Source organism: Mycolicibacterium vinylchloridicum (assembly GCF_013404075.1).
Taxonomy (GTDB): domain Bacteria; phylum Actinomycetota; class Actinomycetes; order Mycobacteriales; family Mycobacteriaceae; genus Mycobacterium; species Mycobacterium vinylchloridicum.
The window spans coordinates 1-20551 of the sequence record NZ_JACBJQ010000020.1 but is presented as its reverse complement, the minus strand read 5'-3'; the positions used below and the strand labels follow the sequence as shown (position 1 = coordinate 20551).

The following is a 20551-nucleotide window of genomic DNA, read 5'->3' as shown; positions in this document are numbered from 1 at the left end:
GCGAGTACATCGCCGCATTTCGTCGATCTCGACGAGCCCACCTGGAATGTATTTGCATACCCTTGCATAAACATGCAGAATCACTGCATGACTTCGGTGGCGGTTGCCGGCGCCAGCGGCTATGCCGGCGGTGAGATTCTGCGTTTGTTGCTCGGGCATCCGGCCTACGCGGACGGCCGCCTGACCATCGGCGCGCTCACGGCCGCCGCCAGTGCGGGCACCCAGCTGTCCGAGCATCACCCGCATCTGTTGCCGCTGGCCAACCGGGTGCTCGAGCCCACCGGGCTCGACGTGCTGGCCGGTCACGACGTCGTCTTCCTCGCCTTGCCGCACGGCCACTCCGCGGCCCTGGCCGAGCAGTTGGGCCCCGAGACGCTGGTTGTCGACTGCGGCGCCGACTTCCGGCTCACCGACTCCGCGGCCTGGGAGCGGTTCTACGGAACGCCGTACGCGGGCAGCTGGCCGTACGGGCTGCCGGAACTGCCCGGCGGCCGGGACCGGCTGCGTGGGGCCAGCCGGATCGCGGTGCCCGGCTGCTACCCGACGGCCGCCCTGCTGGCCCTGGTGCCCGCTGTCGCCGAGGACCTCGTCGAACCCGACGTCACCGTTGTCGCGGTCAGTGGGACCTCTGGTGCCGGTCGCGCCGCCAAGGTCGACCTGCTGGGTTCGGAAGTCATCGGCTCGGCGCGGGCCTACAACATCGCGGGCGCACACCGGCACACCCCGGAGATCGCGCAGGGGCTGCGCGCGGTGACGGCCAAAGACGTCACCGTCTCGTTCACCCCGGTGCTGATTCCGACCTCGCGCGGCATCCTGGCCACCTGCACGGCCCGCACCCAGGCGCCGGTGTCGCAGATCCGCGCGGCGTACGAGAAGGCATACGACGCGGAGCCGTTCATCCATCTGCTGCCCGAGGGACAATTGCCCCGCACGGGTGCGGTGATCGGCAGCAATGCCGCGCAACTGGCAGTGGCCGTCGACGCCGACGCCGGCGTTCTGGTCGCGGTGTGCGCCATCGACAACCTGGTCAAGGGCACAGCCGGGGCGGCGGTGCAGTCGATGAATCTCGCGCTGGGCTGGGCGGAGACCGAAGGGCTGTCGATCGTGGGGGTGGCACCGTGACACAAACTGATGAAACCAAACTGGTTCGCACACAAGGGGTTACCGCGCCCGCGGGCTTCCGTGCCACCGGGATCGCGGCGGGCATCAAGGCGTCCGGCAACCTAGACCTGGCGCTGGTGTTCAACGAGGGCCCCGATTACGCGGCGGCCGGGGTGTTCACCCGCAACCAGATCAAGGCCGCCCCCGTGCTGTGGAGCCAGCAGGTGCTCACCACCGGCCGGCTGCGCGCGGTGCTGCTGAATTCCGGTGGCGCCAACGCCTGCACCGGCGCGGGCGGCTTCCAGGACACCCACGCCACCGCCGAAGCCGTCGCGGCCGCGTTGTCTGAATGGGGCACCGAGACCGGGCCCGTCGAGGTTGCGATCTGCTCGACGGGCCTGATCGGCGACCGCCTTCCGATGACCAAGGTGCTGGCCGGCGTCACCGAGATCGTCCACGAACTCGGCGGCGGTCTCACCGGCGGCGACGAGGCGGCGCGCGCCATCATGACCACCGACACGGTGCCCAAACAGGTTGCGCTGCACCACGCTCCGGAAACCGGGGAGAACTGGACCGTCGGCGGCATGGCCAAGGGTGCCGGCATGCTGGCGCCCTCGCTGGCGACCATGCTGGTGGTACTGACCACCGATGCGGTGGCCGATGCCGCCGCGCTGGACACCGCACTGCGCCGGGCCACCGCCAAGACCTTCGACCGACTCGACGTCGACGGCAGCTGCTCGACCAACGACACCGTGTTGTTGCTCGCCTCCGGCGCGAGCGAGATCGCGCCCAGCCAAGAGGATCTCGACGCTGCCGTGCTGCGGGTCTGCGACGACCTGTGCGCGCAGCTGCAGGCCGACGCCGAAGGCGTCACCAAACGGGTCGCGATCACCGTGACCGGGGCGCCCAGCGACGACGACGCCGTCACCGCGGCCCGGGTCGTCGCGCGCGATAGCCTGGTGAAGACCGCACTGTTCGGCTCCGACCCGAACTGGGGCCGCGTGCTGGCTGCGGTCGGTATGGTGCCGTTCGAGATCGACGCACAGCGGATCACCGTGTCGTTCAACGGCTTCCCGGTGTGCGTAGACGGCGCGGGCGCACCGGGCGCTCGCGACGTGGACCTGTCCGGTGCCGACATCGACGTCACCGTCGACCTGAAGCTCGGCAACGGGCAGGCGACCATCCGCACCACCGACCTGTCGCACGCCTACGTCGAAGAGAACTCGGCGTACAGCTCATGACCGCGACCGTGAACACCAAGGCCGCGATCCTGGCCGAGGCGCTACCGTGGCTCAAGCAGCTCAACAACAAGATCGTCGTCGTCAAGTACGGCGGCAACGCGATGACCGACGATCGGCTCAAGGCCGCGTTCGCCGACGACATGGTGTTCCTGCGTAATGCCGGTATTCACCCCGTCGTCGTGCATGGCGGCGGCCCGCAGATCAGCGCGATGCTCAAGAAGCTCGGGATCGACGGGGAATTCAAGGGCGGTTTCCGGGTCACCACCCCGGAGGTACTCGACGTCGCGCGGATGGTGCTGTTCGGCCAGGTCGGCCGCGAGCTGGTGAACCTCATCAACGCCCATGGCCCGTATGCGGTCGGCATCACCGGTGAGGACGCCCAGCTCTTGACCGCGGTGCGCCGCGGCGTCACCGTCGACGGCGTACTCACCGACATCGGCCTGGTCGGCGACGTCGAACACGTCAACACCGCGGCGATCCTGGATCTCATTGCCGCCGGCCGTATCCCGGTGATCTCGACGATCGCCCCCGACGTCGACGGCGTGGTGCACAACATCAACGCCGACACGGCGGCCGCCGCGGTGGCCAAGGCGCTGGGTGCCGAGAAGCTGTTGATGCTGACCGATGTCGAAGGGCTGTACACCAGTTGGCCCGACCGGAATTCGTTGGTCAGCCAGATCGACGCAGAGCTGCTGACCGAGCTGCTGCCGAACCTCGAAACCGGCATGATCCCCAAGATCGAAGCCTGCCTGCGGGCGGTCGAGGGCGGGGTCCCCAGCGCGCATGTGATCGACGGCCGGGTCGAACACTGTGTGCTGGTCGAACTGTTCACCGACGAAGGTACCGGCACGAAGGTGATCCCCTCATGACGCTCACTGACAGATGGTCCGACGTCATGATGGACAACTACGGCACGCCGCCGCTCGGTCTGGCCAGCGGTGACGGCGCCGTCGTCACCGACGAGAGCGGCAAGTCCTACCTCGACCTGCTCGGCGGCATCGCGGTCAACATCCTCGGCCACCGCCACCCGGCGATCATCGAGGCCGTCACCACCCAGCTGAACACGCTCGGCCACACCTCGAATCTGTATGCCACCGAACCGGGTGTCGCGCTGGCCGAGGCACTCGTCGAGCAGCTCGGCACCCCGGCGCGGGTGTTCTTCTGCAACTCCGGCACCGAGGCCAACGAGGTAGCCTTCAAGATCACCCGGCTGACCGGGCGCACCAAACTCGTTGCCGCCCAAGGCGCCTTCCACGGCCGAACGATGGGATCCCTGGCACTGACCGGGCAGCCGACCAAGCAGGCGCCGTTCGAACCGCTGCCCGGTGACGTCACGCATGTGCCGTACGGCGACGTCGACGCCCTCGATGCCGCCGTCACCGACGACACCGCCGCGGTGTTCCTCGAACCGATCATGGGCGAGGGTGGCGTCGTCGTCCCGCCCGAGGGGTACCTGGTCGCCGCGCGCGAGATCACCAGCCGGCGCGGCGCGCTGCTGGTCCTCGACGAGGTGCAGACCGGAGTCGGGCGCACCGGCTCGTTCTTCGCCCACCAGCACGACGGCATCGTCCCCGACATCGTCACGCTGGCAAAGGGTCTCGGCGGGGGACTGCCGATCGGGGCGTGCCTGGCCACCGGATCGACCGCCGACCTGCTGACCCCCGGCCTGCACGGCAGCACATTCGGCGGCAACCCGGTGTGCACCGCTGCCGCGCTGGCGGTGCTGCGGGTGCTGGCCGCCGAAGACCTGGTCAGCCGCGCCGACCTGCTGGGAAAGACGCTCAGCCACGGCATCGAGTCGCTGGGCCATCCGTTGGTCGACCACGTCCGGGGCCGCGGTCTGCTGCGCGGCATTGTGTTGACCGCCCCGCAGGGCAAGGCCGTCGAAACCGCCGCCCGCGACGCCGGATTCCTGGTCAACGCCGCCGCGCCGGACGTCGTCCGGCTGGCCCCGCCGCTGATCATCACCGAAGTACAGATCGACGATTTCCTGACGGCACTGCCGGCGATCCTGGATGAGGCGACCCCATGAGCACCCCGCGAAACTTCCTGCGTGACGACGACCTGACCCCCGAGGAACAGGCCGAAATTCTGGAGCTGGCAGCCGAACTCAAGAAGGAACCGATGAGCCGGCGCCCGCTCGAGGGCCCGCGCGGGGTGGCGGTCATCTTCGACAAGAACTCCACCCGCACCCGGTTCTCGTTCGAGATCGGCATCGCGCAACTCGGCGGGCACGCGGTCGTGGTCGACGGCCGGGCCACCCAGCTCGGCCGGGAGGAGACGCTGGAGGACACCGGGCGGGTGCTGTCGCGCTACGTCGACGCCATCGTCTGGCGCACCTTCGCCCAGCAGCGGCTCAATGCAATGGCTTCGGGGGCAACGGTTCCCGTGGTGAACGCCCTGTCCGACGAGTTCCACCCCTGCCAGGTGCTGGCCGACCTACAGACGTTGAAGGAACGTAAGGGATCGCTGAGCGGGTTGCGGATGACGTACTTCGGTGACGGCGCCAACAACATGGCGCACTCGCTGATGCTCGGCGGCGTCACCGCAGGCATTCACGTCACGATCGCCGCACCTGCCGGGTTCGAGCCGCACCCGTTGTTCGTCGCCGCCGCCGAACGGCGGGCGCAACAGACCGGTGCCTCCGTCACGCTGACCGCGGATGCGCTCGCCGGCGCCAAGGGTGCTGATGTGCTGGTCACCGACACCTGGACGTCGATGGGGCAGGAGAACGACGGGCTGGATCGGGTGATCCCGTTTCGCCCGTTCCAGCTCAACGCGGCGCTGCTCGGCCACGCCGACTCCGAAGTCGTTGTCCTGCATTGCCTTCCGGCGCACCGCGGACACGAGATCACCGATGAGGTGATCGACGGCCCGCACAGCGCGGTGTGGGACGAGGCCGAGAACCGGCTGCACGCCCAGAAGGCGTTGCTGGTGTGGCTGTTGGAGAGACGATGACCAGCGAGATCAGTACGACCCGGGCCGGGCGCCAGGCCCGGATCGTGGCGTTGTTGTCGTCGCAGTCCGTACACAGCCAGAGCGAGCTCGCCGCGCTGCTCGCCGACGAGGGCATCGACGTCACGCAGGCCACGCTCTCGCGCGACCTCGAGGAGCTCGGTGCGGTCAAGCTGCGCGGCGCCGACGGAGGCGTCGGCGTCTACGTCGTGCCCGAGGACGGCAGCCCGGTACGTGGGGTGTCCGGCGGCACCGAACGAGTCTCGCGGCTGCTCGCCGACCTCCTGGTGTCCACCGATGCCAGCGGCAACCTGGCGGTGCTGCGCACCCCGCCCGGCGCGGCACACTATCTCGCCAGCGCCATCGACCGGGCGGCACTGCCCGACGTCGTGGGCACGATCGCCGGCGACGACACCATCTTTGTGGTGGCCCGTGAGCCGATGACCGGCGCGGAACTGGCCGCCATGTTCGAGACCATCCACTAGAGACCAAAAGAAGAAGGAGCACTTCATGTCCGAACGCGTCATCTTGGCGTATTCCGGCGGCCTGGACACCTCGGTGGCCATCAGCTGGATCGGCAAGGAGACCGGCAAAGAGGTGGTGGCGGTGGCCATCGACCTCGGCCAGGGCGGCGAGGACATGGACGTTGTTCGCCAGCGCGCCCTGGACTGCGGCGCCGTCGAAGCCGTCGTCGTCGACGCTCGCGACGAGTTCGCCGAGCAGTACTGCCTGCCGGCCATTCAGTCCAACGCCCTGTACATGGACCGCTACCCGCTGGTGTCGGCGCTCAGCCGGCCGCTGATCGTCAAGCACCTGGTGGCCGCGGCGCGCGAACACCGCGGCGGGATCGTCGCGCACGGCTGCACCGGCAAGGGTAACGACCAGGTTCGCTTCGAGGTCGGATTCGCTTCCCTGGCACCCGATCTGGAGGTGCTGGCCCCGGTCCGCGACTACGCCTGGACCCGGGAGAAGGCGATCGCCTTCGCCGAGGAGAACGCCATCCCGATCAACGTCAGCAAGCGCTCGCCGTTCTCCATCGACCAGAACGTGTGGGGGCGCGCGGTGGAAACCGGCTTCCTCGAGCATCTGTGGAACGCGCCCACCAAGGACGTCTACGACTACACCGAGGACCCGACGCTCAACTGGAACACCCCCGACGAAGTGATCGTCGGTTTCGAGCGCGGGGTGCCGGTATCCATAGACGGAAACTCCACGTCGGTCCTGGAGGCCATCGTCGAGCTCAACCGCCGGGCCGGGGCCCAGGGCGTCGGGCGCCTCGACGTCGTCGAAGACCGGCTGGTCGGCATCAAGAGCCGCGAGATCTACGAAGCGCCGGGCGCGATGGTCTTGATCACCGCGCACACCGAGCTCGAGCACGTGACGCTGGAGCGTGAGCTGGGCCGGTTCAAGCGCACCACCGACCGCAAGTGGGGCGAGCTGGTCTACGACGGCCTGTGGTTCTCACCGCTCAAGCGCTCGCTGGAGGCCTTCGTGGCCGACACCCAGGTGCACGTGACCGGCGAGATCCGGATGGTGTTGCACGGCGGGCACATTGCCGTCAACGGCCGGCGCAGCCCCACCTCGTTGTACGACTTCAACCTGGCGACGTACGACGAGGGCGACACCTTCGACCAGTCATCGGCCAAGGGCTTCGTGCACGTGCACGGTTTGTCCTCGAAGATCGCCGCGCGGCGGGACTTGGGCCTGTGACGACTCCACCCCTTTCGCGAGCGTGCGTGTCGGTACAGCGACACGCCGCTGACGCGAGACGTTCGCGCACGCTCGCGGGTGAATGGCCGTGAGCACCAACGAGGGCTCCCTGTGGGGTGGACGGTTCGCCGACGGGCCCGCGGACGCCCTTGCGGCACTGAGCAAGTCCACCCACTTCGACTGGGTGCTCGCGCCGTACGACGTTGCCGCATCGAAGGCGCACGCCAAGGTACTGCACCGGGCAGGCCTGCTCACCGACGATCAGCGCGACGGACTGCTCGCCGGTCTGGACAGCCTGGGCGCGGACGTCGCCGACGGCAGCTTCACCCCACTAGTCACCGACGAGGACGTGCACGGGGCGCTGGAGCGCGGCCTGATCGACCGGGTCGGTGCGGATCTCGGTGGCCGGCTGCGAGCCGGTCGATCTCGTAATGACCAGGTGGCCACGCTGTTTCGGATGTGGCTCCGCGACGCGATGCGTCGGGTCGCGGACGGCGCGCTCGAGGTGGTGTCGGCGCTGGCGACGCAGGCCGCTGCGCACCCGACCGCGATCATGCCCGGCAAGACCCACCTGCAGGCCGCTCAGCCGGTGCTGCTGGCTCATCACCTGCTGGCTCATGCCCATCCGCTACTGCGCGATGTCGACCGGATCGCCGACTTCGACGACCGCACCGCGGTATCGCCCTACGGGTCGGGCGCACTGGCCGGCTCGTCGCTTGGCCTGGATCCCGACGCGATCGCCGAGGAGCTGGGATTCGCTGCGGCGGCTGACAATTCGATCGATGCCACGGCATCGCGGGATTTCGCCGCCGAGGCCGCGTTCGTGCTGGCGATGATCGCCGTCGACCTGTCCCGCCTGGCCGAGGACATCATCCTCTGGAGCACAACCGAATTCGGCTACGCGACACTGCACGACGCCTGGTCGACCGGCAGCTCGATCATGCCGCAGAAGAAGAACCCGGACATCGCCGAGCTGGCCCGTGGTAAGGCCGGCCGGCTGATCGGCAATCTGAGCGGCCTGCTGGCGACTCTGAAGGCGCAGCCGCTGGCCTACAACCGGGATCTGCAGGAGGACAAGGAGCCGGTGTTCGACTCCGTCGCGCAGCTGGAGCTGGTGCTGCCCGCGATGGCGGGGCTGGTCGCCACCCTGACGTTCGACACCGAGCGGATGGCCGCGCTGGCCCCGGCCGGCTACACGCTGGCCACCGACGTCGCGGAATGGCTGGTGCGCCGGGGTGTCCCGTTCCGGGTGGCGCACGAGGCCGCCGGTGAGGCGGTGCGTGCTGCCGAGGGTCGCGGTGTCGGACTCGACGAGCTGACCGACGAGGAGCTGGCCCACATCAGCGGCGAGTTGACGCCCGAGGTGCGGGAGGTGCTGACCGTCGACGGATCGGTGTCCGCTCGCGATGCCCGCGGCGGGACGGCACCGGTCCAGGTCGCGAATCAGCTTGGCGTGGTGCGGGATACCGCGGACAGATTGCGGCTGCGGCTGCGGTGATCAGCGCCCCGGGGCGGGAAATCGCTCCGCCCACGACTCCAGCGGCAGCCGCGCTGTATTGATCACGTAGCTGATGGCGTGATACCAGCCGGCCGTCACGCACAGTTCGAGGATCTGCTCGTCGTCGAAGTTTTCGGTCAACGTGGCGAACAGGTCATCCGACACCGTGCTCGAGGTGTGCAGCTCGTCGGCAAGGGCGAACACCGCCCGCTCGGCAGGGCTCCACATGGGGTCTTCAGCCGATCCGTGCACCGTGGACACCAGTTGCTCCTCGGACAGCCCCAGCGGCCGCCCGAAGCCCGTCGCGTGGACGCCCCACTCGTACTCCGCGCCAGTCAGCGCGCAGGTGCGGTGAATCATGATTTCCCGCAGCAGCGGAGGAACCTTGCCCTTGCCCAGAATGCCCGCGCCCAGCGGTCGCGCCCGCGACGCCAGCTCTTCATGACGGCCCAGCACGCGGAACAGCGTCAGCGGCGCCATCCCGCTGCCGGGCGGCATCCACTTCGTCAGCAGTGTCTCCAGCGCCGGCTCGTACGGCGGCTCCATGGGAGGAATTCGTATGTCGGGATGACTCATCGGCTACACTTCCGCTTCGGATTACGAAGCGTTACGGTAGCGCTTCGGAAAGAGAAGCACAACCCGTGACTGCCACCGACAACACGCCTCGGCCCAGGCGCCCCGTCCGCGGCTCGACCAGCGGCGAACCGATCATGGCCCTGCTCGACCTGCTGGGACGGCGATGGACTCTGCGCATCATCTGGGAGCTACGTGCCGATGCGTGCACCTTCCGCGAGATTCAGCTCCGGTCCGGGGGGATCAGCTCGTCGGTGCTCAACGAACGCCTTCACGAACTGCGCACAGCGGGCATCATCGAGCAACTCGAGACCGGTTACGCCATCACCGACGAGGGGCGCCTCTTGCTCGATCTCTACCCGCCGATCCAGGCGTGGGCGGATCGGTGGGCGCAACGTGAAGCCGCGACGCTGCGTACATCGGCGTCGGATCGGTAATTCGGCACCTCGGGTGCAAGCACCGGCTCAGTCGACCAGCTCGGAGAGCTCCAGCCACCGGTTCTCCTTCTCGGCCACTTCGGCCTCCAGCGCGCGCAGCTCCTGCGTCAGCCGACCCAGTCCGACATGATCGGACTGGTCGAACTCGGCCAGCTCCACGTGTTTGGCGTTCACCCGATCGGTCAGCTTCGCCAGCGCCCGGTCCAGTGCGGCGATTTCCTTTTCGACACTGCGCAATTCGGCGCCGGATAGCGTCTGTGTGGCAGGCTCGCGTGCCGGTGTGGTCGCGCCGGCCGGCTTGCGCGCCTTGATGCGCAGATACTCGTCGATACCACCGGGCAGGTGCCGAAGGTGGCCGTCGAGGATCGCGTACTGCTGGTCGGTGACCCGCTCGAGCAGATACCGGTCGTGGGACACCACGATCAGCGTGCCCGGCCACGAGTCGAGCAGATCCTCGGTGGCCGAGAGCATGTCGATGTCGACATCGTTGGTCGGCTCGTCGAGCACCAGCACGTTGGGTTCTTCGAGCAGTGTCAGCATCAGCTGCAGTCGACGGCGCTGCCCGCCGGACAGCTCACCGACTCGTGACGACAGCTGCTCGCGGCGAAAACCCAAGCGCTCCAACAGCTGTGTGGGGGTCAGCTCCTTGCCTTCGACCTGATAGCCGGCCGGCAGCCGGCCGACGACCTCGCGCACCATATCGCCGGCGATATCGGTGAGCTGGCTGGACTGCTGGTCGAGCATCGCCAGCCGAACCGTCTTGCCGCGCTTGACCCGGCCGGAGTCGGGGGAGACGGTGGCGGCGATCAACCCCAGCAGCGTCGACTTGCCCGCGCCGTTGGCGCCGACGATGCCGGTGCGCTCACCGGGCCCGATACGCCATTCCACATCGCGCAGAACGGGTTTGCCACCGAACGACACCGACACGTCGAGCAGGTCGATGACATCCTTGCCCAGCCGGGCGGTCGCCAGCTTGGCCAGCTCGACGCCATTGCGGATCGGCGGAACGTCCTCGATCAGTTGGTTGGCCGCGTCGATGCGGAACTTGGGCTTGGAGGTTCGTGCCGGCGCGCCACGGCGCAGCCAGGCGAGTTCCTTGCGCATGAGATTCTGCCGCTTGGCCTCGGCGGCCGCCGCGACGCGATCACGTTCGACGCGCTGCAGCACATAGGCGGCATAGCCGCCGTCGAACGGCTCGACGATCCCGTCGTGCACCTCCCACGTCGTGGTGGCGACCTCGTCGAGGAACCACCGGTCGTGGGTGACGAGCAGTAGACCACCGGTGCTGCGCGGCCAGCGTGTTTTGAGGTGCTCGGCCAGCCAGGTGATGCCCTCGATGTCAAGGTGGTTGGTCGGCTCGTCGAGGGCGATCACATCCCAGTCACCGATCAGCAGTTCGGCCAGCTGGACGCGGCGGCGCTGGCCGCCGGAGAGCGCGGCCACCGGGGCAAGCCAGTCCAGGTCGGCGACCAGGCCGGCGACGACGTCACGGATGCGGGGGTTGCCCGCCCACTCGTGTTCGGGGAGATCGCCCACAAGCACCTCGCCGACGGTGCTCTCCGGTGCCATGCTGTCGCCCTGCTCCAGCGCGGTCACCCGCAGCCCGCCGCGTCTGGTCACCCGTCCCGAGTCGGGGGTGATGCGCCCGGTGAGCATGCCCATCAGGCTGGACTTACCGTCGCCGTTGCGCCCTACGATGCCGATGCGGGCACCGTCGTTGACGCCGACGGTCACGGATTCAAAGACCACCTGAGTCGGATATTCGAGATGGAGCGCTTCGGCGCCGAGCAGGTGTGCCACTGGCTAGACCCTACTGGTGGACCGTCAAAGCAGCAGGAAGCAGATCGGGCTTGTGCCATGATGTGCTGGCTGTCGGGGCCTCAAGCAGCAGCGACGTGGGACAGGGGAACAACCCGTGGATCTGAATTTGTCGGCGATCACCAGGCCTGTGGAACGGCTGATGGCCACGGCGCAGAACGGTTTCGAGGTGCTGCGCTGGGGCGGGCTGGAGACCGGTGCGGTGCCCTCGCCCTTCCAGATCGTCGAGAACAAGCCGATGTACAAACTGCGGCGCTACTTCCCGGACAGCAGGCCGGGCCAGCCGCCGGCCGGGCCGCCGGTGCTGATGGTCCACCCGATGATGATGTCGGCGAACATGTGGGACGTCACCCGCGAGGACGGCGCCGTCGGCATCCTGCACGCCGCTGGTGTCGACCCATGGGTCATCGACTTCGGCTCGCCCGACGAGGTCGAAGGCGGCATGGAGCGCAACCTCACCGACCACATCGTGGCGCTCAACGAGGCCATCGACACTGTCAGGGACGCCACCGGCCAGAGCGTGCATCTCGCCGGCTACTCGCAGGGCGGCATGTTCTGCTACCAGACGGCAGCCCTGCGGCAGACCAAGGACATCGCCAGCATCGTGGCGTTCGGTTCCCCGGTGGACACCCTCGCGGCCCTGCCGATGGGCATCCCGGCCAACCTCGGCGCGGTCGCCGCGGACTTCATGGCCGACCACGTCTTCAACCACATCGACATCCCAGGCTGGTTGGCCCGCACCGGTTTTCAGATGCTCGACCCGCTCAAGACCGCCAAAGCGCGGTTGGATTTCCTGTTCCAGCTGCACGACCGCGACGCTCTGCTGCCGCGCGAGCAGCAGCGGCGCTTCCTGGACTCCGAGGGCTGGATCGCCTGGTCCGGCCCGGCGGTGTCGGAACTGCTCAAGCAGTTCATTGCGCACAACCGGATGATGTCGGGCGGATTTGCCATCAACGGTCAGCTGGTCACGCTGTCCGACATCACGTGCCCGGTACTGGCATTCGTCGGGGAGGTCGACGACATCGGCCAGCCGGCTTCGGTGCGCGGAATCAAGCGGGCAGCGCCCGCCGCGGAGGTCTACGAGGTGATGATCAGGGCGGGTCATTTCGGGCTCGTCGTGGGATCCAAGGCGGCGACGTCGACGTGGCCGACGGTGGCGGATTGGGTGCGCTGGCAGTCCGGCCTGGATTCCCGGCCCGCGAACATCGCACCGATGCAGGACAGCACCGCCGAACCCGACGAGTCCGGCGTAGCCCTGTCCGCCCGTATCGTCCACAGCCTGGCCGAGGCGTCCGAGGTCGCGCTGTCGGCGGTTCGCGGCACCGCCGAGGCGGTGCTCTACGCCAACAAGTCGGCACGAACGCTGGCCGTCGAGACCGCGCGTACCCTGCCGCGCCTGGCCCGGCTCGGCCAGATCAACGACCACACCCGCATCTCGCTCGGCCGGATCATCGACGAGCAGGCCGACGGCGCCCCCAACGGCGAATTCCTGCTGTTCGACGGCAGGGTCCACACCTACGAGGCGGTGAACCGCCGCATCAACAACGTCGTCCGCGGCCTGATCGCGGTGGGCGTTCGCCAGGGTGTGCGGGTCGGTGTGCTGATGGACACCCGGCCCTCGGCGCTGGTGGCGATCGCCGCGCTGTCCCGGCTGGGCGCGGTGGCCGTCCTGATGCCGCCGGACGCCGACCTCGCCGAGGCCGTCCGGTTGGGTGGGGTCGGCGAGGTCATCACCGACCCCGGCAACCTCGAGGCGGCGCTGCGGTTGCCGGTGCAGGTGCTGGTGCTCGGCGGCGGCGAGACCCGCGACCTCCATCTGCCCGAGGACACCAACGTCATCGACATGGAGCAGATCGATCCCGACGCCGTCGAGCTGCCGGGTTGGTATCGGCCCAACCCCGGCTTCGCCCGGGACCTGGCTTTCGTCGCGTTCAACACCGTCAGCGGAGAATTGGCGCCCAAGCAGATCACCAACTATCGGTGGGCACTGTCGGCGTTCGGCACCGCGTCGGCTGCCGCACTGGGCCGCACCGACACCGTCTACTGCCTCACCCCGCTGCATCACCAATCCGGACTGCTGGTCAGCCTCGGCGGTGCGGTCGTCGGCGGAACCCGGATCGCGCTGTCGCACGGGTTGCGGCCGGACCGCTTTCTGGCCGAGATCCGGCAGTACGGCGTCACCGTCGTGTCCTACACCTGGACGATGCTGCGCGAGGTCTTGGATTACCTAGGCGACCCGTCCCTGTCGCTGCGTGGCAATCATCCGGTGCGGTTGTTCATCGGCTCCGGTATGCCGACTGGCCTCTGGGAGCGGACGCTGGATGCGTTCGCCCCGGCCAACGTCGTCGAGTTCTTCGCGACCACCGACGGGCAGGCGGTGCTGGCCAATGTGGCCGGCGTCAAAGTCGGCAGTGAGGGCCGGCCGCTGCCCGGCGGCGGACGTATCGAACTGGGCGCCTACGACCCGGTCGACGACCTGATCCTCGAAGACGATCGGGGGTTCGTCGCGGTCGCCGAACCGAACCAGGTCGGGGTTCTTCTGGCCCGGCCGTGGGGCCCGGTCGACCCGACCGCGTCGGTCAAGCGCGGGGTCTTTGCCGCGGGTGACACCTGGATCTCCACCGAGTACGTGTTCCGCCGCGACGCCGACGGCGACTTCTGGCTGCTGGGCAGCCGTCCGACGCTGATCCGCACCGCGCGCGGCGTCGTGTTCCCCGAACCGGTGACCGATGCGGTCACCCGGATCGACGCCGTCGACCTGGCCGCCACCTATGGAGTCGAGGTGCCCGGCGGGACGATCGCCGTCACCGCCATCTCGCTGCGGCCCGGCATGACCGTCTCCGCCGAGGACCTGACCGATGCGTTCGCCTCGATGCCGGTCGGTCCGCCGCCGGACGTCGTCCACGTGGTGCCCGACTTTCCGCTCAGCGCCACCTACCGGCCGACGGTATCGGCGCTGAAAGCCGAGGGTGTGCCGAAGGTTTCCCGTAACGCGTGGCACTTGGAGCCCGATACGGGGAAATACAAGCGTTTCACGGCTGCGGCACGTGCTCATCTCGGCGGTACCGAGGACTGAGCTTCTGCCCAGGTCGCGCAGCGCTGTTAGGCTCGCCGAAAGTCGCAGATGTCCACCGCGCCGGAGGAATGCATGACAAGCCAGACCGTTTCACGCCACTGGCGTCGCGCCGTCCGCGGCACGGCGATCGGTGCCCTGACCGCTGGCCTGCTGGTCGGGATGGGTACGCAGCCGGCCTCGGCCGATCCGAGCGCCACTCCGGCCACCCCGAGTGCCGATAACGGCGTCCCGCAGTTCCAGAGCGCTGATCAGCTGCTGCTGTTCATCGACCAGGAGTACGACCAGGGTTCCGGCGGCGGTCAGCTGTCCAACCTCATCAAGCAGGTCATGAAGCTGCGCGCGCAGGGCATCAAGCCGTCGCGAACCAATATCGCCGAGATCCAGAACGCGCTGCAGTACCGGCCCAATCAGAAGCCACTGGTCGAGGCGCTGCAGAACACCCTCGGCTACCAGCAGAAGATTTTCGCCCAGATGCAGATCCTGCAGCAGGCGCAACAGGCGCAACAGAACAATGCGGTGATGGGCGCCGGTCAGATGCCCAGCGACGGAGCCCCCACCATCGGCGGCAACACCGCACCGGTGATGGGCCAGCCGGCAAGCCCGTAACCGTGCTCGACGACAAGTTGCTGAAAATCCTGGTGTGCCCGGCCGACCGTGGTCCGCTGGTACTCGTTGACCAGGTCTTGTACAACCCCCGCCTGCACAAGGCGTACCGCATCGAGGACGGCATTCCCGTGCTGCTCATCGACGAGGCGGTCGAGGTCAGCCCCGAGGAGCATGAGCGCCTGATGGCGCAGTCGGGCTCCTGAAGCGGCAGGCGTAGCGTCGCGACTGTGGTCGACAACGTCGTCGTCAAGGACCTGCCCGGTGAACTCGCCAAGTGGGACCCCGCCGTCACCAGACGGGTGACCCGGGCGGCCTGGCCGTTCATCCGGCGGTACTTTCGCGCCGAGGTGCGGGGTCTCGAGCTTATCCCGCCGTCGGGAGCTGCCCTGCTGGTGTGCAATCACTCCGGAGGCATGCTCACGCCCGACGTCCCGGTGTTCGGCCCCGCCTTCTACCGCGAGTTCGGGTACGGGCGTCCGCTCTACACCCTGGCGCATTACGGGATCTTCATCGCGCCGTGGGGGCCGCTGCTGCCGCGCCTGGGCGTCGTGCACGCCAGTCCCGAGGCCGCGACCGCGGCCTTGCGATCCGGTGCCGTCGTGCTGGTGTTTCCCGGCGGCGACTACGACGCATACCGGCCCACGTTGCAGCAGAACAAGATCGACTTCGACGGCCGAACCGGGTATGCGCGCACCGCGATCGAAACCGGTGTGCCGATCGTGCCGATGGTGTCCATCGGCGCCCAGGAGACCCAGTTCTTCCTGAGCCGGGGAACCGAATTGGCCTACCGAATCGGCCTGCCACGCATCCGAGCGGAGATCATGCCGCTGACCGTCGGGCTGCCGTTCGGAATCACCGTCTTCTTCCCGCCGAACTGGCCACTGCCCTCGAAGATCGTGATGGAGGTCCTCGAGCCGGTCGACCCCAGTGCTTTCGGCAAGGACCCGGATATCGACGAGGTCGACGACCATGTCCGTCGGGTCATGCAGCGCGCGCTGGACCGACTCGCCGGGCAACGCCGCTTCCCGGTGCTGGGATGACGTCAGGGGAGCGCGGGTAGCTCGCCGGTGAGGTAACGCTGCAGCGTCGGTCCGATCGTCGCGGCGACCTGTTCCGCCGGCAGCGAGGCGAACGGCTCGAGACCGATGATGTAGCGCGCCATCACCACACCCACCAGTTGCGATGCCACGAATTGGACCCGCAGCCGCCCACTGCCCGGGGGATTGTCGACGCGGGGCCCGATTTCCGCGGTGATGACCTCTTGCAGGAACGATCGGATCAGGCTGACGTCGGAGCCTGCCACCAGCGATCGAATCGTCGCGATCAGCGCGTCGCCCATCTCGGAATCCCACAGCGGCAACAGGATTGTCGGAAGGACCAGCCCGAGTTCTTCGATGGGAGTGTCGCGCAGCGGCACCAGAATGGTCATCGGGTCGACCGGGATGTTGATCGCGGCAGCGAACAGCTGTTCCTTGGTGCCGAAGTAGTGGTGCACCAGGGCCGAGTCGACGCCGGCCGCCGCGGCGATCGCGCGGATCGAAGTCTTGTCGATGCCGTTGCGGGCGAACAACTCTCGTGCGTTGGCCAAGATTCGTTCTCGAGTGTCGGAGGCTCCGCGCGGCCGGCCGGGCCGTTTCGCCTGTTGCGGGCCGGCGCTCACGGGGTGCGCCGCCGCAGGGTCGCTGCGGCCAGCGCCATCGCGGCCACGGCGAACGCCAGGACGACGACGATGTCCCGGATCGCGATATCGGTCAGCCCGGGGTTGGCGTTGACCTCGCGCAGGGCCTCCAGCGCGTAGCTGGCCGGCATCGCGTTGCTGATCCACTCCAGCCAGGTCGGCATCTGATTGCGCGGCACGATGATCCCGGCAAGCAGCAGCTGCGGGACGATGAACACGGGCATGAACTGTACGGCCTGAAACTCGGTGCGGGCGAACGCACTTGCCAACAGCCCGAGCCCGACGCCCAATACCGCGTTGATGACTGCGATGACGAACACCCAGACCGGGCTGCCCTTCGTGTCGAAACCCAGCAGCCAGAACGCCACCACGCAGGCCAGGATTGCCTGCGCGGCCGCGGCCACCGAGAACGCCGTGCCGTATGCGGCCAGCAGGTCCAGCCTGCGCAGCGGAGTGGTCAGGATTCGCTCCAGGGTCCCCGACGATCGTTCGCGCTGCATGGTGATCGACGTGATCAGGAACATCACGAACAGCGGGAACAGTCCGAGCAGGATCAGGCATGAGGTCTGGAACGGCGACACCGTGCCCGGGAACGACGGCACATTGTCGAACATGAAGTACATCAACGTGATCACCGCACTCGGAACCACGAGAATCATTGCGACACTTCGATGGTCGGCGCGCAGCTGGCGCAGGATCCGGGTCGTGGTCGCCAGGTAGGCCCGTGGGCTCAGCTTGCTGACATTGCGGTGCTGTGCCTGATGACGGACAGGAACGCTTCCTCCAGTGATGTGCATCCGGTGTCCTCTCGGAGTCGGGCCGGGGTGGTGTGGGCCAGCAGCCGGCCCTCGCGCATGAGCAGCAGGTCGTTGCAGTGGTCGGCTTCGTCCATCACATGGCTGGACACCAGCAGCGTGGTTCCGCGGCGGGCCAGGGTGTCGAACTGATGCCAGAGGTCGACGCGCAGGACGGGGTCCAGGCCGACGGTCGGTTCATCGAGCACCAGCAGATCGGGCTGGCTGACCAGGGCGCAGGCCAGCGACACCCGGGTGCGTTGTCCGCCGGACAGATTCCCGCAGTACGCGTTGGCGTGGTCGCGCAGACCGACGTCGTCGATCGCCCGGTCGGCACTGTCCGGCGGAGCGCCGTAGAGCGCCGCAAAATAGCGGACGTTGTCGATGACTCGCAGGTCGTTGTAGATGGTCGGGTCCTGGGTGACGTAGCCGACACGATGGCGCAACACGGGGGAGCCGGCCGGATGTCCGAGGACGGTGACGGTTCCGGACGCCACGATCTGGGTGCCGACGATGCTGCGCATCAGAGTGGTCTTGCCGCAGCCCGACGGGCCGAGCAGCCCGGTGATCGTGCCGCGCGCGACGGTGACCGAGAAGTCGTGCAGTGCGACGCGCTTACCGCGGATCACTTTCAGGTTCTCGGCGCGAACGGCGGCGTCGCGGCTCGCCGCTAATTCATCACTCGATGAACTCATCACACGGTGAATAATCCTCCCCGAACACGGACCGGTCAATGCCTGGGGCAGAATTTCCTTCGATGAGCGCCGACCTGCTGGACACCGACCCGGTGTCGGCGGCGCGTGCGCTGCTGGGCGGGGTGATCAGCAGCAGGGGAGTCAGCGCACTGATCGTGGAGGCCGAGGCCTACGGCGGCCCGCCGGACGGACCGTGGCCCGATGCCGCGGCGCACTCGTACCGAGGGCCAGGCCTCCGCAATGCGGTGATGTTCGGCCCGCCCGGGCGGCTCTATACCTACCGAAGCCACGGCATTCATGTATGTGCCAACGTGGTGTGCGGCCCCGACGGCACCGCTGCGGCGGTGCTGATCCGGGCGGCCGCGATCGAGTCGGGGCAAGATGTGGCGCAGGCCCACCGCGGTCCGCTGGTGCGCCCGGCGGATTTGGCTCGCGGTCCCGGCAACCTGTGTTCGGCACTGGGCATCGTGATGGATGACAACGGCGTCGACGTCTTCGATCCGGAGTCCCCGGTGACGCTGCAACTGCGCGCCGGCGGCGGTCCGCACAGCAGCGGCCCCCGGGTCGGGGTGTCTCAGGCAGCCGATCGACCCTGGCGGTTGTGGCTCACCGGACGCCCGGAAGTCTCGGCCTTCCGCCGCAGTCCCCGCGCCCCACGGCCGGGCGCGAGCGACTGAGCACACCCCATACGGGAAGATCAACGCATGCCCACGACGATCCTCGACGAGTTGGGCTGGCGCGAACTGATCGCCCAGTCCACCGATATCGATGCGCTTGCCGCCGCGGCCGCGCAGCCGCCGATGACCGTCTACTGCGGATTCGACCCCACCGCGCCGAGCCTGCACGCGGGAAATCTGGTGCCGTTGCTCACACTTCGGCGATTCCAGCGGGCCGGCCATCGGCCGATCGTGTTGGCCGGCGGCGCCACGGGCATGATCGGTGATCCCCGCGACACCGGCGAGCGGACGTTGAACACCACCGACACCGTCGCCCAGTGGGCCGAGCGGATCCGTGGTCAATTGGAGCGGTTCGTCGACTTCGACGATTCCGCCAGCGGTGCGATCGTCGAGAACAATCTCAGCTGGACCTCGCAGCTGAGCGCCATCGACTTCCTTCGCGACGTCGGCAAGCACTTCTCGGTCAACGTGATGCTCGACCGCGACACGATCCGGCGCAGGCTGGACTCCGACGGCATCTCCTACACCGAGTTCAGCTACATGCTGCTGCAGGCCAATGACTATGTGGAGCTCAACCGGCGCTACGGCTGCGCGCTGCAGATCGGTGGTTCCGATCAGTGGGGCAACATCATCGCCGGCGTGCGCCTGGTCCGTCAGACCCTGGGCGCGAGCGTGCACGCCCTGACGGTGCCGCTGGTCACCGCGGCGGACGGCACCAAGTTCGGCAAGTCCACCGGCGGCGGGAGCCTGTGGCTGGATCCCGAGATGACCAGCCCATATGCCTGGTATCAGTACTTCGTCAACACCGCCGACGCCGACGTGATCAAGTACCTGCGCTGGTTCACGTTCCTCACGGCTGACGAGCTCGCCGAGCTCGACGAGGCCACGACGAACCGCCCGCACGAGCGGGCCGCGCAACGCCGACTGGCCCAGGAACTGACCACGTTGGTGCACGGTCAGGCCGCGACCGATGCGGTCGAGCACGCCTCGCAGGCGTTATTCGGCCGCGGTGAACTCTCGCGGCTCGATGAGCCGACCCTGGCGGCGGCGTTGCGGGAGACGTCGGTGGCTGAGCTGGCCTCTGGTGCCCCGGACGGCATCGTCGACCTTCTGGTGGCCACCGGTCTGTCCGCGAGCAAGGCTGCCGCCAAGCGGACGATCGCCGAGGGCGGGGTGTCGGTCAACAACGAGAAGATCGACAGCGAGGACTGGGTGGCGAATGCGTCCCACTTCCTCCACGGCCGCTGGTTGGTGCTGCGCCGCGGGAAGCGGAATATCGCTGGGGTGCAGCGGGTTTGAGACTTCCGCGTGCGTGCGAAACGCCGATCTAGCAGGCGATTTGACTCGCCGTTAGCACTCACGTAACTTATTCCAAGTCGCCGCGACACGGCCAGCCCGGAGAGCGCGACGATACCTTCGAGGAATAGTCCCGGACTCCGGGATGTTTCCAACTGTCCGCCCTACTCCACGCGGCTAAAGCTGCGGGGTGTTTTGCGCGGCCGGTGAAGGTGCTGGGTGTGTTGTTTGAGAACTCAATAGTGTGTTTGGTGGTTTTTGTTTGTTGTTTTTTTGCCGCATTCTGGTACCCCCGTGCTGGGGTGTGGTGTTTGTGATGCCAGTTTTGGTGTCTTTGTTTGGTTTCAGGCTTGTTCTGATTCGAATTCTGCCTGCGCCTGTTGGTGTGGGGGTTTT

21 protein-coding genes are annotated in these 20551 nt (G+C 67.9%); 15 read left to right on the top strand and 6 right to left on the bottom strand.

What is annotated here, in order from left to right; translation table 11 throughout:
- The first annotated feature begins 87 nt into the window (after positions 1–87).
- The 8 genes from argC (at position 88) to argH (ending at position 8505) form a co-directional block, all read left to right on the top strand.
- Entirely contained in the window at positions 88–1122 is a 1035-nt protein-coding gene (argC, locus tag HPC46_RS17825) for an N-acetyl-gamma-glutamyl-phosphate reductase (protein WP_407665518.1), read from the top strand.
- On the top strand, positions 1119–2342 hold the full coding sequence (gene argJ / locus HPC46_RS17820; protein WP_179472247.1) for a bifunctional glutamate N-acetyltransferase/amino-acid acetyltransferase ArgJ: 1224 nt from the start codon (positions 1119–1121) through the stop codon (positions 2340–2342). Before argC ends, argJ begins: the two co-directional genes overlap by 4 nt.
- Positions 2339–3211, top strand: a complete 873-nt coding sequence (argB, locus tag HPC46_RS17815; protein ID WP_179472245.1) for an acetylglutamate kinase — start codon at positions 2339–2341, stop codon at positions 3209–3211. The genes argJ and argB overlap by 4 nt, the downstream gene beginning before the upstream one ends.
- Entirely contained in the window at positions 3208–4374 is a 1167-nt protein-coding gene (locus tag HPC46_RS17810) for an acetylornithine transaminase (RefSeq protein WP_179472243.1), read from the top strand. Before argB ends, HPC46_RS17810 begins: the two co-directional genes overlap by 4 nt.
- On the top strand, positions 4371–5300 hold the full coding sequence (gene argF / locus HPC46_RS17805; RefSeq protein WP_179472241.1) for an ornithine carbamoyltransferase: 930 nt from the start codon (positions 4371–4373) through the stop codon (positions 5298–5300). Before HPC46_RS17810 ends, argF begins: the two co-directional genes overlap by 4 nt.
- On the top strand, positions 5297–5782 hold the full coding sequence (locus tag HPC46_RS17800) for an arginine repressor (protein ID WP_179472239.1): 486 nt from the start codon (positions 5297–5299) through the stop codon (positions 5780–5782). Before argF ends, HPC46_RS17800 begins: the two co-directional genes overlap by 4 nt.
- Positions 5783–5807: 25 nt before the next feature.
- Entirely contained in the window at positions 5808–7007 is a 1200-nt protein-coding gene (locus tag HPC46_RS17795) for an argininosuccinate synthase (protein ID WP_179472237.1), read from the top strand.
- Positions 7008–7095: 88 nt separating this feature from the next.
- Positions 7096–8505 (top strand): argininosuccinate lyase, encoded by a 1410-nt coding sequence (argH, locus tag HPC46_RS17790; RefSeq protein ID WP_179472235.1) that lies wholly within the window; start codon positions 7096–7098, stop codon positions 8503–8505.
- Here the strand turns inward: argH and HPC46_RS17785 are convergent, their stop codons facing one another.
- The gene (locus HPC46_RS17785) at positions 8506–9051 is read right to left on the bottom strand and encodes a carboxymuconolactone decarboxylase family protein (protein ID WP_233716487.1); all 546 of its coding nucleotides are present in this window, start codon (positions 9049–9051) and stop codon (positions 8506–8508) included.
- A gap of 95 nt (positions 9052–9146) precedes the next feature.
- Here HPC46_RS17785 and HPC46_RS17780 point away from each other — a divergent pair, with 95 nt between their 5' ends.
- Positions 9147–9515: a winged helix-turn-helix transcriptional regulator gene (locus HPC46_RS17780; protein ID WP_325096695.1), complete on the top strand. Its 369-nt coding sequence runs from the start codon at positions 9147–9149 to the stop codon at positions 9513–9515.
- 27 nt (positions 9516–9542) lie between these two features.
- Here HPC46_RS17780 and HPC46_RS17775 read toward each other — a convergent pair whose 3' ends face one another.
- Positions 9543–11315 (bottom strand): ABC-F family ATP-binding cassette domain-containing protein, encoded by a 1773-nt coding sequence (locus HPC46_RS17775; protein WP_179472231.1) that lies wholly within the window; start codon positions 11313–11315, stop codon positions 9543–9545.
- A 115-nt stretch (positions 11316–11430) separates the two neighbouring features.
- On the opposite strand from HPC46_RS17775, the gene HPC46_RS17770 reads away from it, so the two are divergent.
- From HPC46_RS17770 to HPC46_RS17755, 4 genes are all read left to right on the top strand, one after another.
- On the top strand, positions 11431–14409 hold the full coding sequence (locus tag HPC46_RS17770) for an acyl-CoA synthetase (protein WP_179472229.1): 2979 nt from the start codon (positions 11431–11433) through the stop codon (positions 14407–14409).
- A gap of 72 nt (positions 14410–14481) precedes the next feature.
- The gene (locus HPC46_RS17765; protein WP_179472227.1) at positions 14482–15015 is read left to right on the top strand and encodes a hypothetical protein; all 534 of its coding nucleotides are present in this window, start codon (positions 14482–14484) and stop codon (positions 15013–15015) included.
- Positions 15016–15017: 2 nt separating this feature from the next.
- Positions 15018–15218: a Trm112 family protein gene (locus HPC46_RS17760; RefSeq protein ID WP_005149131.1), complete on the top strand. Its 201-nt coding sequence runs from the start codon at positions 15018–15020 to the stop codon at positions 15216–15218.
- Between the two features lie 24 nt (positions 15219–15242).
- On the top strand, positions 15243–16055 hold the full coding sequence (locus HPC46_RS17755; protein ID WP_179472225.1) for a lysophospholipid acyltransferase family protein: 813 nt from the start codon (positions 15243–15245) through the stop codon (positions 16053–16055).
- A gap of 2 nt (positions 16056–16057) precedes the next feature.
- On the opposite strand, the gene HPC46_RS17750 is transcribed toward HPC46_RS17755, so the two are convergent.
- The 3 genes from HPC46_RS17750 to HPC46_RS17740 are packed head-to-tail and all read right to left on the bottom strand — an operon-like array spanning position 16058 to position 18185.
- Entirely contained in the window at positions 16058–16675 is a 618-nt protein-coding gene (locus HPC46_RS17750; RefSeq protein WP_179472223.1) for a TetR/AcrR family transcriptional regulator, read from the bottom strand.
- Positions 16672–17490, bottom strand: coding sequence for an ABC transporter permease (locus HPC46_RS17745; protein ID WP_218894324.1), 819 nt, complete (start codon positions 17488–17490; stop codon positions 16672–16674). Before HPC46_RS17745 ends, HPC46_RS17750 begins: the two co-directional genes overlap by 4 nt.
- Positions 17424–18185 (bottom strand): ABC transporter ATP-binding protein, encoded by a 762-nt coding sequence (locus HPC46_RS17740; RefSeq protein ID WP_179472221.1) that lies wholly within the window; start codon positions 18183–18185, stop codon positions 17424–17426. Before HPC46_RS17740 ends, HPC46_RS17745 begins: the two co-directional genes overlap by 67 nt.
- Before the next feature lie 59 nt (positions 18186–18244).
- Here HPC46_RS17740 and HPC46_RS17735 point away from each other — a divergent pair, with 59 nt between their 5' ends.
- Positions 18245–18859 (top strand): DNA-3-methyladenine glycosylase, encoded by a 615-nt coding sequence (locus HPC46_RS17735; RefSeq protein WP_179472219.1) that lies wholly within the window; start codon positions 18245–18247, stop codon positions 18857–18859.
- A gap of 27 nt (positions 18860–18886) precedes the next feature.
- Positions 18887–20158, top strand: a complete 1272-nt coding sequence (gene tyrS / locus HPC46_RS17730) for a tyrosine--tRNA ligase (RefSeq protein WP_179472217.1) — start codon at positions 18887–18889, stop codon at positions 20156–20158.
- 174 nt (positions 20159–20332) lie between these two features.
- Here tyrS and HPC46_RS34710 read toward each other — a convergent pair.
- Positions 20333–20551 (bottom strand): hypothetical protein (locus HPC46_RS34710; protein ID WP_218894322.1); only part of this gene is annotated, 219 nt, incomplete at its 5' end.

Excerpts from the sequence above, each read along its gene's own strand:
- argC (WP_407665518.1), top strand. The coding sequence starts at position 88 with ATGACTTCGGTGGCGGTTGCCGGCGCCAGCGGCTATGCCGGCGGTGAG.
- argB (WP_179472245.1), top strand. The coding sequence starts at position 2,339 with ATGACCGCGACCGTGAACACCAAGGCCGCGATCCTGGCCGAGGCGCTA.
- HPC46_RS17810 (WP_179472243.1), top strand. The coding sequence starts at position 3,208 with ATGACGCTCACTGACAGATGGTCCGACGTCATGATGGACAACTACGGC.
- argF (WP_179472241.1), top strand. The coding sequence starts at position 4,371 with ATGAGCACCCCGCGAAACTTCCTGCGTGACGACGACCTGACCCCCGAG.
- HPC46_RS17800 (WP_179472239.1), top strand. The coding sequence starts at position 5,297 with ATGACCAGCGAGATCAGTACGACCCGGGCCGGGCGCCAGGCCCGGATC.
- HPC46_RS17795 (WP_179472237.1), top strand. The coding sequence starts at position 5,808 with ATGTCCGAACGCGTCATCTTGGCGTATTCCGGCGGCCTGGACACCTCG.
- HPC46_RS17785 (WP_233716487.1), bottom strand. The coding sequence starts at position 9,051 with ATGGAGCCGCCGTACGAGCCGGCGCTGGAGACACTGCTGACGAAGTGG.
- HPC46_RS17765 (WP_179472227.1), top strand. The coding sequence starts at position 14,482 with ATGACAAGCCAGACCGTTTCACGCCACTGGCGTCGCGCCGTCCGCGGC.
- HPC46_RS17745 (WP_218894324.1), bottom strand. The coding sequence starts at position 17,490 with ATGCACATCACTGGAGGAAGCGTTCCTGTCCGTCATCAGGCACAGCAC.
- HPC46_RS17735 (WP_179472219.1), top strand. The coding sequence starts at position 18,245 with ATGAGCGCCGACCTGCTGGACACCGACCCGGTGTCGGCGGCGCGTGCG.
- tyrS (WP_179472217.1), top strand. The coding sequence starts at position 18,887 with ATGCCCACGACGATCCTCGACGAGTTGGGCTGGCGCGAACTGATCGCC.